The organism is Mesonia sediminis (assembly GCF_042684705.1).
Taxonomy (GTDB): Bacteria; Bacteroidota; Bacteroidia; order Flavobacteriales; family Flavobacteriaceae; genus Mesonia; species Mesonia sediminis.
The window spans coordinates 229,332-245,156 of record NZ_JBHULZ010000041.1; the positions used below are offsets into that span (position 1 = coordinate 229,332).

The following is a 15,825-nucleotide window of genomic DNA, read 5'->3' on the forward strand; positions in this document are numbered from 1 at the left end:
AAATTATTTTGGATAATAAATTAGAAGCCATTTTATGAAAATTAATGAGGCGTTAGATAAATTACTTTTTAATAAATTCACATTTATATTTTATTTAATTATAACACCATTTAATTTATATGGATTATATGTTTTTATAAAAGATCAAGAATATAGTCATTACAATATAATCGATTGGATAATATTTACAATAGTAATGCTTATACTAATGCTATATCCAATAGCCTATTACAAAAGATCTAAAACAATCGAATAGCTTACCTCAATATCCTTGAGGGTTTAATTAAACTATCAAATATCAATAGGTAATCTACAGGTAATTTTGTTCCAAAATATAATCGGTCTAAAACAAGTGAAAGTATTTGAGACTAAATTTTTAAAATACTTTCATGAGAACAATCTAGTACGTTTTAATTTTTGATAACTTTGCTACTTATCATTTTAAAGATTATGGCAGAAGAAAAAAAATCATTGAATTTCATAGAACAAATCATAGAAGAAGATCTTCAAAACGGATATAAAAAAGAGGAGTTAAAATTTCGTTTTCCACCTGAGCCAAATGGTTATCTTCATATAGGTCATGCCTCATCCATCAATCTAAATTTTGGATTAGGTTTACGTTACAATGCGCCCGTAAATCTACGGTTTGATGATACCAATCCCATTAAAGAAGAAAGCGCTTATGTAGATGCCATAAGAAAAGATGTAGAGTGGTTAGGTTTTAAATGGGAAAAAGAATGCTATGCCTCAGACTATTTTCAGCAATTGTATGATTGGGCGGTAAAGCTTATTAAGGCCGGTAAAGCTTATGTAGATAGTCAGACATCTGAAGCTATGGCGCAACAAAAAGGAACCCCAACCCAAGCGGGTACTTCTAGTCCATATAGGGAGCGTAGTGTAGAGGAGAATTTAGAACTTTTTGAAGCCATGAAAAATGGTAAAACCAAAGAGGGGGAGCACGTATTACGCGCCAAAATAGATATGGCTAGTCCTAATATGCTTATGCGCGATCCTGTTATGTATAGAACACTACATAAACCACACCACCGTACTGGAGATGCCTGGAAGATTTATCCGATGTATGATTGGGCACACGGTGAAAGCGATTTTATAGAAGAAATTTCGCATTCTTTTTGTACGCTTGAGTTTCTTCCGCACAGAGAATTATACAATTGGTTCTTACAACAAATAAGTACAACCAATGATTTTGTACCAAAGCAGAGAGAATTTGCTCGTAGAAATTTAAGCCATACGGTAGTAAGTAAGCGTAAATTAGCCCAATTGGTAGAAAAGGGTATTGTTACGGCATGGGATGATCCTCGAATGCCTACTATTTCTGGTTTGCGTCGTCGCGGATACACACCTAACTCTATTCGAAAATTTGCCGAAACTATTGGAGTAGGTAAACGCGAAAATGTAATTGATATGAGTCATTTAGAATTTTGCGCTCGAGAAGATCTTAATAAAACTGCAACCCGTGTAATGGGTGTTTTAGATCCTTTAAAATTAGTTATTACTAACTATGATGAAGCGAAAGAGGAATGGTTAGAAACAGAGAATAACCCAGAAGATGAACAGGCAGGAACACGTACTATACCTTTTTCTCGTGAAATTTATATCGAAAAGGAAGATTTTAGAGAAGAAGCCAACCGTAAATTTTTTAGATTAAAGTTGGGTAAAGAAGTACGTTTAAAAAGTGCTTACATCATTCAGGCCAACGAAGCAATTAAAGACGAGAATGGAGAAATTGTAGAGGTGCATTGCACCTATGATCCAAAAAGTAGAAGCGGTAGCGGTACGCCAGAATCAAAACGAAAGGTTAAAGGTACCTTGCATTGGGTTTCTATAAAACATGCGGTACCGGCCGAAATTCGATTGTATGATCGACTTTTTACCGATGCGACTCCAGATGCTCATAAAGAAAAAGACTTTTTAGAATTTATAAATCCTAAATCTTTAGAGAAGATTACGGGATATGTGGAGCCGGCGCTTCAAAAAGCAAAAGAGCTGGAGCATTATCAATTTCAACGTATAGGTTATTTTTGTGTTGATCAAGATAGTTCAGAAAACCAATTGATTTTTAATAAAACGGTAGGTTTACGAGACTCTTGGGCTAAGATTGATAAGTAAATAATTTATAATAAATTTTAAACTATTAACCCATCATTAACACATAAATGATGGGTTTTCTGTTAAATTTGAGCAATTATAAATTTTAAATCTAATCATCATGGCAAATACAGGAAATACCATTTTAGCATTACTTACAGGAGCAGCGATAGGAGCAGGCTTAGGTTTACTTTACGCGCCCGATAAAGGAGTAAACACCCGTAAAAAGATTAATAAAGAAGCAAAAAAAGCTAAGGCAAAACTAGACAAGCAATTAGAGGAAACCTCTAAGAATTTAAGTGAATCTGCTCAAAAAGCTAAAACGAATTTTGAAACCCGATTAGAAGAAACATTGTCTTCTGCTAGTTATAAAGCCGACGATATTTTGGTTGCTATGGAAGCTAAATTAGAAGAATTACGCAAAAAAAATGCTCAACTTCAGAAAGAAGTAGGTGGTAAAAAAGCCAATGCCTAATTATGGGGGTAAACCATTTATCTGATCATATTAACGAACTCAACGAGAATATTAAGAATTATATAGAGAGCCAAATCGCTTACTATAAATTAGATATTTTCAAAAAAATGAGTAGGACATCCGCTATGCTAGTTAAACTGCTGGTGGTAGGTGGTATTGGACTGCTTTTTTTATCTTTTTTTTCTGTAGCTATTGCTATACTTATTGGTGAAAGTATTGGTGCGCTTAGCCTTGGTTATTTTATTGTGGCGGCTTTTTATGCTTTAGTAGTACTTTATTTTTTAACCCTAGGAAAAAATTTCTTTGATAAATTGATTCTCCAAAAATTGTCTAAAGAGTTTTTTAATGATGATAATTTAAAACAAACTGTTGATCAGGCATTAGAAAAAGAATTGAGCCAAACTAAAGAAAAAGAGCTATGAGAATTTATACCAACTATAATCAAATAGACGAAGATCTTAAAATTTTAAAATTACAGACAGAGATTGATAAAGAGAAAGTTAAACTCAGTGTCAACGAAATTAAAGAAGATCTTTCTCCTGTATCTTTGGTTACTTCTCTATTCTCTGCGGTTGTTAAGAGAGCTTTCATCATTAAAGCAGCTAGTAAACTTTTGGGTAGATAGGCTAAGACTTTATAGTAAAAAAAAACCGGTTGAAAATTTTCAACCGGTTTTTTTGAGATTTAATTTTCGTGGTCTTGATTATTATCTCGTTTTTTATTGGTAATCCCTTTGGCTTTATTCTGTTCTTTCATTTTTTCACCAATTTGGTTCGAGGCTACAAAAGAAGCAATCATATTATTTAACATATCGCTTCCAGCTTGAGGTGAATTAGGTAATAAAATCAAATTTGTATTGGTTTCACCACCTATTGATTGCAAGGTATCATAATGTTGAGTAACCACAATCAAAGCCGAAGCTTCTTGCGAATTTATTCCTACGTTATTTAGTACGTCTACAGACTCCTCTAATCCACGTGCTATCTCTCTTCTTTGATCGGCTATACCTTGACCTTGTAAACGTTTACTTTCGGCCTCTGCGCGTGCCTTAGCAACAATTTTAATTCGATCTGCTTCAGCTTCATACTCAGCTGCTACCTTTTCGCGTTCAGAAGCGTTAATACGGTTCATAGCCTCTTTTACTTTAACATCAGGATCAATATCGGTTACTAAGGTTTTAATGATATCATAACCATATTCTACCATAGCATCATTTAGTTCACCTTTTACAGCAATGGCAATATCATCTTTTCTTTCAAAAACATCGTCTAACTTCATCTTTGGTACCTCTGCACGCACTACATCAAAAACATAAGAAGTGATTTGATTTTGCGGATTTTCTAACTTATAGAAGGCATCATAAACCCTATCGCGTATAACTTGAAATTGTACCGATATTTTTAATAATACAAAAACATCATCCTTCGTTTTGGTTTCTACAATTACATCAAGTTGTTGTATTTTTAGATTAATTCTTCCTGCAATTCTATCAATTAAAGGTATTTTAATTTGTAAACCAGAGTTTCGTACGCTCAAAAATTTACCAAAACGCTCAACAATTGCAGCGCTTTGTTGTTTTACGGTGAATATTCCGGAAATAAGAATTATTAATCCGAAAAAGAATAAAAAGCCCAGTAAAAATGTTCCCATTGTAATAATTTTTTAATTTAGTTAAATATAAGTTTATTTTCCTTTACTTTGACCTATGAAAAAAATTTTATTTGCCTTTTTCTTTTTCTCTTCAGCAGTGTTTTATAGTCAAGAAAACATAGAAAAACCAATAGATTCAATCTCCCAATCTACCGATAAATTAGGACTTAAAATTGGTTTAAATTACTTTGGTTTACAGGGAAATCAATTTGAAACCCAAGACGAGCTCGGCTTTAATGTAGGACTTATTTTTAAAACTGATCTAAGTAAACATTCAGGATTTCTTTATGGAATTGATATTTACAAACAATATTTTTCTGTAGAAGCTATTGATCTTTTAGGAAGAAAAGAAAACGTTAAAAATGAATTTTTAGCAGGTCAAATACATTTTTCTTTTAATTACAGTTTGATACCCAACCACTTAAGTATTTTCACAGGTCCAGCAGTACAGTTTAACTCAAAATTAGATTATGACAACCGTTACAAAAATCATCAATTGGTTGCTCAACCCAGCTTAAGTATTACAGAATTTAAAGAAGTTAATCGTTTTAATTTTATCGCTCAAGGCGGAATTATGATGGGATTAAAAAACATACAAGTGTTTCTCAATTACCAATATGGTCTCTCCAACTTTATGGCTCCAAGCAAAGACCAACAAAACCCCGATAAAGATTTTACAGCCAACGCTAGTACTATTACTGCAGGCTTAGTATTTTACCTTAATTAAATAGCTCCTTTAAAAAACTTGATTCAGTCTTTTAAAAGAGCTATTAGAATAGAGTAGGAGGAATTTATTTTAGTTGTTGAATAGCAAATTGAATGCGATCAATAGCTTCTATTTTACCTATAAAAGCCAAAATATGGAATACATCTGGTCCCATCATATCTCCCACTAAGCTTAAGCGTAAAGGTTGCATAATTTTGCCAAAGCCAATACCTTTATCAGTAATGAATGCCTTTATTTCAGTTTGTAATTCTTCTTGTTTTTCTGCCTCTGTACTTTTTAATAATTCAATAAGCTCTTGCATCAAAACTGGTGTATCTTGTTTCCAAGCTTTTTTTGAAGCCTTAGGGTTAAATTCGGCTGGAGCCTTAAAGTAATAATGACTTAAGTCCCAAAAATCTTGAACAAAAGTAGCACGTTCTTTTATCTCATTGACTACAATTTCAATCGCGGGTAAATCAGCTTGAATTCCTTTTTGCATGAGTATTTTTTGAAATTCTTCAGCTAATTTTTCCGTAGTTTGTTCTTGTAAGTAATGATGCTGAAACCATTTGGCCTTATCAGGATCAAATTTGGCACCAGACTTAGAAACGTGAGCTAAACTAAAGGTTTGTATTAGTTCTTCTAATTGGTATAATTCTTTTTCAGAACCTTCACCTTCATTCCAACCTAAAAAGGCCAGCATATTGATTACCGCTTCTGGTAAATACCCATCTTCACGATAGCCATTAAAATATTCACCGGTTTTAGGGTCTTTCCAACGTAACGGAAATACGGGGAATCCCATTTTGTCTCCATCGCGTTTACTCAATTTCCCCTTACCTGTAGGTTTTAAAATTAAAGGTAAATGAGCAAATTTAGGAGTTTTCCAACCAAAAGCTCGGTATAATAATACGTGAAGCGCCAAAGAGGGTAACCATTCTTCGCCACGAATTACATGGGTAATTTGCATTAAATAATCATCTACAATATTGGCGAGATGGTAGGTGGGCATGCCATCACTTTTAAAGAGTACTTTATCATCTAATACTTTTGTATTTACTTGTATTTCTCCCCGAATTTCATCGGTTAGTTGTAAGGTTTCATTCTCTGGTGTTTTAAACCGAATCACATAAGGATCGCCCGCTTCTAATTTTTGCTGAACTTCGTGGGCTGACATAGAAAGCGAATTTTTAAGTGATTGTCTATTGCTCCAATTATAAATGAAGGTTTCTTTTTTTGACTCGGCTAAGGCTCTGGCTTCTGCTAATTCTTCAGCAGTATCAAAAGCATAATACGCCTTATTTTTTTCTACTAAAAGCTCGGCATATTCTTTATACATCGATTTGCGTTCGCTTTGGCGATAGGGGCCAACATTTTTTTCTTTATTAGGTCCTTCGTCATAAGGAATGTTGAGCCAATTCAATGCCTCAATAATATAGTCTTCTGCGCCAGGTACAAATCTATTTTGATCGGTATCTTCTATGCGTAATATGAATTCACCTTGGTGTTTTTTAGCAAATAAATAGTTATATAATGCCGTTCGAACACCGCCAATATGTAAAGGGCCGGTTGGGCTGGGTGCAAATCTTACTCTTACGTGGTTTGACATAGCTTTCATTTTTTGGCAAAGATACAACCTATATTGATTTTAAGAAATGCTCGGGCATACTTGTGCGTTAAAAGCCTAGTGCATGTCATGAAAAAAATATATTTTTATACGTTATAAGTTTAGGTAACAATGGAGCACTTTAGGGTAATTGAAAAGAAACTGACTCAATTTATAAGGCGGTATTATACCAATGAATTGATAAAGGGAATTTTATTGTTCTTTAGTATTGGAATCCTTTATTTTTTGGGTGTCGTTTTTTTAGAATATACACTATGGTTAAATCCGTTTATCCGGAAGTTTTTGTTTTGGATTTTTATAGGTGTTGAGGCTATTTTATTGTTTAAATTAGTGGGTATTCCTTTGCTACAACTCTTTAGGCTTCGTCAAGGAATTAGTTATGAAGAGGCTTCTCGATTAATAGGAATACATTTTACCGAAGTAGATGATAAACTGCTCAATCTTCTGCAGTTACAAAATAAATTAAGCAAAGAGGATTCTAAGTTATTGATTGCCAGTATAGAGCAAAAAGCAATAGAGCTTAAGCCTATACCATTTCAACAGGCTATTAATTTTAAAAGTAGTTTAAGTTATGCCAAGTGGGCTATTTTGCCCGCGCTTATTTTTACTATTATCTATGTTACAGATTCACTAGATTCATTCAATCAAAGCTATGCCAGGGTAGTGCAGTATAACCAAGAATTTACGCCACCAGCACCTTTTGAATTTAGTATAGATAAAAATCAGTTACAACATTTTGAAAAAGAGAGTTTTACTTTAGAAGTTAAAGTGCACGGTAAGCTTTTGCCAGAATCAGTTCATTTATTAGTTAAAGATAAAAAACAACTACTAAAAAAAATAGATCAAAATACCTTTACATTTCATTTTGATAATCTTACAGAGAATTTATCGTTTAAACTCGGAGCCAATGGTTTTTATTCAAAAACTTATGACTTGCTGGTGCGTCCGGTACCTAAATTAGTCGATTTTAAAATGCAGTTGCAATACCCTGCATATTTAAATAGATCAGAAGAAACGATAAGTGGGACGGGAAATGCCAAAGTACCAGAAGGCACCAGTATAAAATGGCTGCTAAAAACGGAGAATACAGAAAATGTTTGTTTAAAGACCAAAGATACTGTTGTTTCTTTGGCTAATGATACTGATCTTTTTCATTTTAATAGAAGAAATATTAAAGCGGCTTTATCTTATGAGGTCTTTACCAGTAATGCTTTTATAGAGGCATATGAAAGAATGAATTATAAGATTGAGGTTGTCAAAGATGAGCTTCCGCGGATTAAGATGCAACGACAAATAGACAGTTTAGAAACAGATAATTGGTATTTTAAAGGCAGTATTCACGATGATCATGGTTTGACTCAATTGGCGCTGGTTATATATCCTATAAACCAAAGAGAAGAGATAAAAGCTATTCCTATTGCCTTTACCGGAGAGAACTTTGCCGAGTTCTATTATGACTTCCCTAATGGATTGGACTTAACACCTGGAACGGCTTATCAATTTTATTTCGAAGTTAAAGATAACGATGAATTAAACGGTTTTAAAAGAGCAAGGAGCGAAGTTTACAACTATAGGGTAAAATCTGAAAAAGAGAAGGAAAAACAGTCCTTAACGGAACAAAAGCAAGCGATATCGGGAATGAGTGAATCCTTAAACGAAATGCAGAAACAACAAGTCAATTGGAATAACCTAAAAGATGATCAAAGAGAAAAAGCCCAATTAACTTATCAAGATAAACAGAGATTGAAGGATTTAGCGGAAAGGGAAAAACAACAAAATGAAATGATGGAGAAGTTTGCTAAATCACTTGAAAAAGAATTGAATAAGAATGAAAAAAATTCCTTGCTAAAAGAAGCCTTAAAAGAGCGCTTAAACGAAGTGAATAAAGACCGTAAGAAGGATGATAATTTATTGAAAGAATTAGAAAAATACCAAGATAAAATCCGTAAAGACCGTTTAGATGAAAAGATGGAAAAATTGGGTCAAAACAACCTGACTCAACAAAAAAAGCTAGCGGAGTTATTGGAATTAACCAAGCGGTTTTACGTGGAGCAAAAAGCCGAACAATTAGCTGCCGATTTGAAGGAATTAGCCGATAAACAAAATGAATTAAGCTATAAAAAAGAGGAGAATACGGCCGAGGAACAAAAGGAGTTAAATGATGAATTTGAAGAATGGCAGAAAAACATTGATCAATTGCATAAAGAGAATGATGCCTTGATTAAGCCATTAAAATTAGAACGTTCTGAAGTGTTAGAACGATCTATTAAAAAAGATCAAGAACTGGCAGAGAATATTTTAGAAGAGCAGAAGGAGAATACAGAAAATCAAGAGCAATCCCAACAGAATAGTAATCAGAGTAAAGCCGAAAAGAAGCAACGTCAGGCGGCTCAAAAAATGCAACAAATGGGTCAGAAAATGCACCAAATGATGCAGAGTGGGGCTCAGGAGCAGATGCAAGAAGATGCGGCAATGTTAGAAAGGCTATTGCATAATTTATTACGGTTTAGCTTTAGTCAAGAGGATCTAATACAGCAATCAGAAGAATTTAAAGTGCAAAACGCTTTATTAGAAGGCATTAGAACTCAACAAAAGCTAAAGGAAAATTTTAAACATATAGACGATAGTTTATTTGCATTGGCAAGCAGAAACCCCATGATTTCGCCTAAAATAGACGAAGTTATAACGAGTATAAATTCTAACGTAGATAAAGCTTTATCTCGTTTAGCCGAAAATGAGGTGAACTATGCTAGCGCTAATATGCAGTATGTTTTTAAAGGGGCAAATGATTTGGCTAATATGCTTGCGCAAAGCTTAGATCAAATGCAATCAGCTATGCAAATGATGGGTCAGGGTAAATCGGGTCAAGGTAAACCGAAACCTGGACAAGGCAAGGGTCAAGACGGAGAATTTCAATTAGAAACTATTATTAAAAAACAGGGACAACTGGGTAAAAAGGAAGGAAACAAACCTGGTTCAAAACAAGAAGGTAAGCAGGGTCAGAAAGGACAAGAGGGTCAAAAAGGTGAACAAGAAGGAGCAGGCGCACAGGGCGAGTCTGGACACTCTAATTCTGAGCAGGGAAAAGACGGAACGTCTGGAAGTCTTGGTGATTCGGAAAAAATGAGTAAAGAGATATTCGAAATTTACAAACAACAACAAGCACTGCGTTTTCAATTAGAAGATGTTTTAGAGTCCTTTAATATGGATAAAGAGACTAATCTATTACTTAAGAAAATGAAGGAGGTTGAAAAGAAGATATTAACCCAAGGATATACCGAAGAGACGGGAAGGAGAATGCGAGAAATCCAGCATCAATTAATACAAGTAAAGGGGGCTTTGGTAGAGCAAGAACAAGAAAATAGACGTACCGCAACAACTAATGAAAAGGAGTTTAGGAATGAGCTAGATAGGCTTCCCTTAAAGGCTAAAGAATATTTCCAAATGGATGATATTTTAAATCGACAAAGCTTACCTTTGCAACCAAAATACGAAGAAAAAGTACGTAATTATTTTAAGAATACCAATGATTCATTTTAATAACGAAAACGATTTTCAGCTTTCTTCTCCTCAGAAATATGAACGCTGGATTAACCAAATTATCTTATCTGAAAAGCATCGTCTAGGCGAAATTAATTATGTTTTTTGCGATGACGATTTTTTGCTTAAAATTAATCAGGACTATCTTAATCATGATACCTATACCGATATCATTACTTTTGATTATAGGGTAGGAAGGGAGTTGTTTTCAGATATATACATTTCTACCGATCGAGTAAAAGAGAATGCTGAAAAATTTGGGGTTAGTTTTGAAAATGAACTTAATCGGGTTATGGCACATGGGATTTTGCATTTATGCGGATACGGTGATGCGACCGATGCTGAAAAGAGAATAATGCGTGAAAAAGAGAATGAAAAAATTGATATGTTCCACGTGGAACATTAAAAGCGTTAAGAATGTTTGATAAAGAATATGATGTTATTGTTGTAGGTGGAGGTCATGCAGGTAGCGAAGCTGCTGCGGCATCGGCTAACATGGGATGTAAAACACTTTTAATTACCATGAATTTACAAAATATCGCTCAAATGTCGTGTAATCCGGCAATGGGGGGTATAGCTAAAGGTCAAATTGTACGTGAAATTGATGCAATGGGGGGTTATAGTGGTATTGTAAGTGATACCAGTGCAATACAATTTAAAATGCTTAATAAAAGCAAGGGTCCAGCGATGTGGAGTCCCCGAGTGCAAAGTGATAGAATGCGTTTTGCAGAAGATTGGCGGCTTATGCTAGAACAAACACCAAATCTAGATTTTTATCAAGATATGGTAGAAGGGATTTGGTTAGAAAAAGATAAATTAAAAGGAGTTAAAACAGGATTAGGATTAAAAATAAAAGCCAAATCGGTTATCTTAACCAACGGAACTTTCCTAAACGGTCTTATTCATATCGGGGAAAAAAACTTTGGGGGAGGAAGAGCAGGAGAAAGAGCTGCTACTGGCATTACTTCAGACTTAATTGAATTGGGGTTCGAAGCCGGTAGAATGAAAACCGGTACACCTCCGAGAGTGGATGGACGTTCTTTAGATTTTTCTAAAATGGTTGAACAACCTGGTGATGAGAATCCGGCTAAATTCTCTTATTTAGATGTAACACAACCTTTAAAAAACCAGCGTAGTTGTCATATGACTTATACTTCTAATTTGGTTCACGATCTGCTACGCGAAGGTTTTGATCGTTCGCCTATGTTTAACGGACGTATTGAAAGTGTCGGTCCACGTTATTGTCCAAGTATCGAGGATAAAATAAACCGTTTTGCAGATAAGGATCGGCACCAACTTTTTGTAGAACCAGAGGGCTGGAATACTGTTGAATATTATGTAAATGGCTTCTCTACTTCCTTGCCAGAAGAGGTACAATACAACGCACTTAAATCAGTAAAAGGATTTGAAAACGTAAGATTTTTCAGACCCGGATACGCAATTGAATATGATTATTTTCCGCCAACACAACTAAAGCATACTCTGGAAACCAAGTTGGTTGATCACCTGTATTTCGCTGGGCAAATAAATGGTACTACAGGTTATGAAGAAGCTGCGAGTCAAGGATTAATGGCAGGAATTAATGCAGCGCTTAAAATTCAAGAAAGAGAAGAGTTTATTTTAAAGAGAGATGAAGCTTATATTGGTGTTTTAATAGATGATTTAATAACTAAAGGTACAGAAGAGCCTTATAGAATGTTTACCAGTAGAGCCGAATATAGAACGCTTCTTCGTCAAGATAATGCCGATTTTAGACTTACTCAAAAAAGTTTTGACATAGGATTGGCTAGTGAAGCTCGCTTAAAGCGGATGAATTACAAGCAGGAAGAAGCTGATAAAATGGTTCAGTTTTTTAAAGATACTAGCGTCGCGCCAGAAGAGATGAATCCTATTTTAGAAGCGCACAATTCTGCACCTGTGAAACAAGCCGGTAAGATGTTTAAAATCTTCGCAAGGCCTAAAATGACTTTAGAGACTATGCGTTCGGTAAAAGTTGTTGAAGATTACATTGAGACGCATAAACTTGATGACGAAATTTTAGAGCAAGTAGAAATACAGGTTAAATATTCGGGTTACATCGAGAAAGAAAAAAACAATGCAGATAAATTGAATCGCTTAGAAAACTTAAAGATTCCTGATAATTTTGATTACTTTAAATTGCAATCCATGTCGATGGAGGCAAGGCAGAAATTATCGGAGATCAAACCTACAACGGTTTCTCAAGCTTCTAGGGTGAGTGGCGTTAGTCCTGCAGATATTTCGGTTTTATTGGTTTATATGGGAAGATAAACTCTATTGTTTCACGTGGAACAATTAAGGCAATGTTATGAAAAAACTAATACTATTACTGTTTTTATCGCTAAATTTAAGTGCTTGTTTTAATCTAAAAAAAGCTCGGGAAATAGAATTTTATGAATTAGAATCTCCCGAGAAAAGCGTTTTTAATTTAACCGGATACGTTTTTGAAACAAATAGCAATCTTCAAAATCAAAGACAGCAAATTGCCAATCATTTCGGAAAAAGTGCAACCGATAATTTAAATTATTTTACAACTAACAGGCTTGTTCTAGATCAATCGATAAACGTATACTTACATTATACTACAGACCATGATGCCAGGGTTAATCTATTAAATCCAATGGTAGATAAATTATTGTATGAAGATAGTAGAGATACCTGGGAGGGTGAACAAGATTATCAAAGGCTATTAGACAGAAGAAGAAAACGGGCTCGAGCAAACAATACCCATTATTATATGAGCATTTATTTGATGGATGATAATGGGAATGATGTTTTAGGTCAAGAAGGTCTAAGTAAAGAAATAGCGATCAAAAATCTAGATCAACTAAGAAAAAAATTGACCCGATAAAATTATGAACCTGCTAGAGCCTCAAAGAAAGATTTTTGAAACCAAAGATTTTACTGTTTCAGATGAAACATTTGATTTGTATGCTAATGCTAAAGAGAATATCTTAATTACTCAACCCCAACCTGCCTTAGATAAATTACCCAACTATTATAGTAGCGAAGACTATATTTCTCACACCGATGCATCTTTTAGTGTTTTTGATAAAATTTACCAGATGGTAAAACGTCATATGCTCAAAAAGAAAGCTAAGTGGATTGAAAATCTAAATCTATCGGGAAATCGAATATTAGACATCGGCGCAGGTACAGGATCTTTTTTACAATTTATGTTTACGCGTGGTTGGGATATCGATGGGGTGGAGCCTAATCAAAAAGCACGAGCCTTGGCAAACGATAAAGGTATTAAGTTACAGAAAGATTTGTCGGCAGTAAAAGGGCAATTTGACGTAATAAGTTTATGGCACGTATTAGAGCATTTGCCTGCATTACCAGAACAACTTGAACAGATAAAAAAATTATTACATAAAAATGGTAAACTGGTAATTGCTGTACCAAATTATACCAGTTATGATGCCCAATTCTACCAATCTTTTTGGGCTGCTTATGACGTACCTAGGCACTTGTGGCATTTCTCGCCAGATGGATTAATTTCGCTTCTAAAACAATTTGATCTAAAGTTGGTAAAAACTCATCCTTTAAAATTTGACGCTTATTATGTAAGTTGGCTTTCTGAAAAAAATAGAACGACCAAGAATCCTTTTAAAGCATTTTGGGTAGCTACTAAAAGTAATTATCAGGCAAAACGAACTAACGCCTATTCAAGTCTGGTATATATCTTCGAAAGTATATAAATTTTAATAATTAACCTATATAAGCCAATTTAAGAGTACTTTTTATTGAATATATCTATTACCTTGTATTTTAAATTTAATCCGCTTAAATCGCTTTAAATTAACCTTATTTTTATAGAGATACATTATAGGAGAAAGTTTATAAATAAGATTTTATTATACTTTATTTTTTTTACTATGACAAGTAAATACTTACTACATTTGCTAAAAATAAAATTAAATATGAAGAAAATAGTTTTTGCTGTCATTGGGGTTTTCGCACTGGTATCTTGTAATCAAGAAAAAACAGCTTATGTAGATAACACTGTGCTAATTCAAGATTTTTCACAGATGAAAGAAACCGAAAAACGTTTCAATAAAAAATCTGAAAAACTAAAGCGTACGCTAGATTCTACCGCGATGGCTTTTAGACAAGAAGTTGAATCTTATCAAAACAAAATGCAATCACTATCCGCGCAAGCTAGACAAGAAGAAGAGGCGGCTTTGATGCAAAAACAACAGCAATTGCAACAGAGTCAGCAAATGCAAAGCCAAGCTTTAAGACAAGAAAGCGATGAAGTAATCGATTCCCTCATTACTAAAGTAAAAGATTTTGTGGCTACCTACGGAGAGAAAAATAATTATACCTATATCTTCGGGTCTAATGAATCGGCAAATATTATGTATGCCAAAGAGGGTAAAGATATTACGCAAGAAGTTTTAAAGGCCCTGAATGAGTCAGTTAAATAAACCTATTATTGCATAATTTTATAAAAAGGTTGCCTAATCGGCAGCCTTTTTTAATTCTTGTTCTTTCTTGTGAATTAGTCGCGTAAGCTGAATAGATAAATCGGTTAAAACTAATTTATCATTTCCATTACGTTCAATATGGTAAAGCGCTTTTTCTAATTCTTTCTGAATAGGTATTATGTTACCCCCGTGAATAAAAGGGGCGAAATTTTTTAATTTAAAACCAGCAGTTTTGGGTTGAAGATGTACCAAATCGTTTGCCGAATAATTAAGCAATAAGGCTTGCCTAAAAAAGTTAAGACAGTATAATAAAAATTGCTTTTGGGTTTCTCGACCGGATTGAGCGACCTCTGTACTCCAATTAATGAGATCTTTTATAGCCGTTTTATTACCTTTAGCTCTAAAGGCAGCACGTACCCAGGTGATAAACCATTTTTCAAATAGTTCTTCGGTTTCAGATTGGTTGATTAATTTTAATGCCTTTTGAAAATCACCCTCGGCTTGTTGTGCAATTTGCAAGGCTAAATTGGGCTCGATTTGCTTTTCAATTAAAGCCTCGCTTAAAACCGCTTCTCCTAAAGGAGGAAAATGCAAAACTTGACACCTAGATTTGATGGTTGATATAATGCGGTCTTCGTGAGCAGTAAGTAAAAGCAATACGGTTTTTGAAGGCGGCTCTTCAACTAATTTTAATAGCTTGTTCGCACAATCCTTATTCATCTTGTCTGCACCCCAAATAATAAAGACTTTATATCCGCCAGAGAAAGATTTTAACGATGCGTCTTTTAAGATATTTTCGGCATCTCTAACGTTGATAATCCCTTGCTTTTTCTCCTCATCAAGGTATTGGTTCCAGGCATATTCGTCTGCATAAAGATTTTCCTGTATGAAATTTTTCCATTCGCTTTGGTAATCCTTGCTAGATTGCTTTTTATGGGTTTTTCTTATAATAGAAGGAAAAACAAAATGTAAATCGGGATGCGATAAATCGCTTACATATTTTTTTGCTTGGATTTTATTTTTCTCAGGGCCACATTCGGTTAAAATGTACTGTGCATAAGCTAAAGCCATAGGTAGGGTACCAAATCCGGTTGAACCCACAAAGAGTTGAGCGTGGGGAATAATATGCCGACTTGCGGTTTTTTGCAAGTGATTTTTAATATGATCTAAGCCGATTATAGAAGAAAAATCCATAAAGCGAAAGTACATAAATTTTTGTAATTTCATCCCGATTTAAAAATTGCCACAGGTGTTAGGACTTTGGGCTGTT

14 protein-coding genes are annotated in these 15,825 nt (G+C 34.3%); 11 read left to right on the plus strand and 3 right to left on the minus strand.

Annotated elements, in window-relative coordinates:
- Window positions 1-450: 450 nt before the first annotated feature.
- From ACFSQ0_RS09065 to ACFSQ0_RS09080, 4 genes are all read left to right on the plus strand, one after another.
- Complete coding sequence (locus ACFSQ0_RS09065) at window positions 451-2,130, plus strand: glutamine--tRNA ligase/YqeY domain fusion protein (protein ID WP_379047207.1); 1,680 nt, start codon at window positions 451-453, stop codon at window positions 2,128-2,130.
- A 100-nt stretch (window positions 2,131-2,230) separates the two neighbouring features.
- Window positions 2,231-2,584 carry a YtxH domain-containing protein gene (locus ACFSQ0_RS09070; protein ID WP_147861838.1) on the plus strand — a complete coding sequence of 118 codons (354 nt, stop codon included), beginning with the start codon at window positions 2,231-2,233 and terminating at the stop codon, window positions 2,582-2,584.
- A 2-nt stretch (window positions 2,585-2,586) separates the two neighbouring features.
- A complete protein-coding gene (locus ACFSQ0_RS09075; RefSeq protein ID WP_379047210.1) occupies window positions 2,587-3,006 on the plus strand; it encodes a phage holin family protein in 420 nt (139 codons plus the stop codon).
- On the plus strand, window positions 3,003-3,209 hold the full coding sequence (locus tag ACFSQ0_RS09080; protein ID WP_379047212.1) for a DUF6327 family protein: 207 nt from the start codon (window positions 3,003-3,005) through the stop codon (window positions 3,207-3,209). The genes ACFSQ0_RS09075 and ACFSQ0_RS09080 overlap by 4 nt, the downstream gene beginning before the upstream one ends.
- A gap of 59 nt (window positions 3,210-3,268) precedes the next feature.
- On the opposite strand, the gene ACFSQ0_RS09085 is transcribed toward ACFSQ0_RS09080, so the two are convergent.
- Window positions 3,269-4,234 carry an SPFH domain-containing protein gene (locus ACFSQ0_RS09085; protein WP_379047214.1) on the minus strand — a complete coding sequence of 322 codons (966 nt, stop codon included), beginning with the start codon at window positions 4,232-4,234 and terminating at the stop codon, window positions 3,269-3,271.
- A 55-nt stretch (window positions 4,235-4,289) separates the two neighbouring features.
- Here ACFSQ0_RS09085 and ACFSQ0_RS09090 point away from each other — a divergent pair, with 55 nt between their 5' ends.
- Entirely contained in the window at window positions 4,290-4,961 is a 672-nt protein-coding gene (locus ACFSQ0_RS09090) for a hypothetical protein (RefSeq protein WP_379047217.1), read from the plus strand.
- Between the two features lie 64 nt (window positions 4,962-5,025).
- Here ACFSQ0_RS09090 and gltX read toward each other — a convergent pair whose 3' ends face one another.
- A complete protein-coding gene (gene gltX, locus ACFSQ0_RS09095; RefSeq protein WP_379047220.1) occupies window positions 5,026-6,549 on the minus strand; it encodes a glutamate--tRNA ligase in 1,524 nt (507 codons plus the stop codon).
- A 129-nt stretch (window positions 6,550-6,678) separates the two neighbouring features.
- On the opposite strand from gltX, the gene ACFSQ0_RS09100 reads away from it, so the two are divergent.
- From ACFSQ0_RS09100 to ACFSQ0_RS09125, 6 genes are all read left to right on the plus strand, one after another.
- On the plus strand, window positions 6,679-10,107 hold the full coding sequence (locus ACFSQ0_RS09100; protein WP_379047222.1) for a hypothetical protein: 3,429 nt from the start codon (window positions 6,679-6,681) through the stop codon (window positions 10,105-10,107).
- Entirely contained in the window at window positions 10,094-10,513 is a 420-nt protein-coding gene (gene ybeY / locus ACFSQ0_RS09105) for an rRNA maturation RNase YbeY (RefSeq protein ID WP_379047226.1), read from the plus strand. The genes ACFSQ0_RS09100 and ybeY overlap by 14 nt, the downstream gene beginning before the upstream one ends.
- Window positions 10,514-10,524: 11 nt before the next feature.
- Window positions 10,525-12,396, plus strand: coding sequence for a tRNA uridine-5-carboxymethylaminomethyl(34) synthesis enzyme MnmG (mnmG, locus tag ACFSQ0_RS09110; RefSeq protein ID WP_379047229.1), 1,872 nt, complete (start codon window positions 10,525-10,527; stop codon window positions 12,394-12,396).
- 37 nt (window positions 12,397-12,433) lie between these two features.
- On the plus strand, window positions 12,434-12,976 hold the full coding sequence (locus ACFSQ0_RS09115; RefSeq protein ID WP_379047232.1) for a hypothetical protein: 543 nt from the start codon (window positions 12,434-12,436) through the stop codon (window positions 12,974-12,976).
- A 4-nt stretch (window positions 12,977-12,980) separates the two neighbouring features.
- Window positions 12,981-13,826, plus strand: coding sequence for a class I SAM-dependent methyltransferase (locus ACFSQ0_RS09120; RefSeq protein ID WP_379047235.1), 846 nt, complete (start codon window positions 12,981-12,983; stop codon window positions 13,824-13,826).
- Between the two features lie 222 nt (window positions 13,827-14,048).
- The gene (locus ACFSQ0_RS09125; protein ID WP_379047238.1) at window positions 14,049-14,555 is read left to right on the plus strand and encodes an OmpH family outer membrane protein; all 507 of its coding nucleotides are present in this window, start codon (window positions 14,049-14,051) and stop codon (window positions 14,553-14,555) included.
- Between the two features lie 33 nt (window positions 14,556-14,588).
- Here ACFSQ0_RS09125 and ACFSQ0_RS09130 read toward each other — a convergent pair whose 3' ends face one another.
- Complete coding sequence (locus ACFSQ0_RS09130; RefSeq protein WP_379047241.1) at window positions 14,589-15,782, minus strand: DNA polymerase III subunit; 1,194 nt, start codon at window positions 15,780-15,782, stop codon at window positions 14,589-14,591.
- Window positions 15,783-15,825 lie beyond the last annotated feature (43 nt).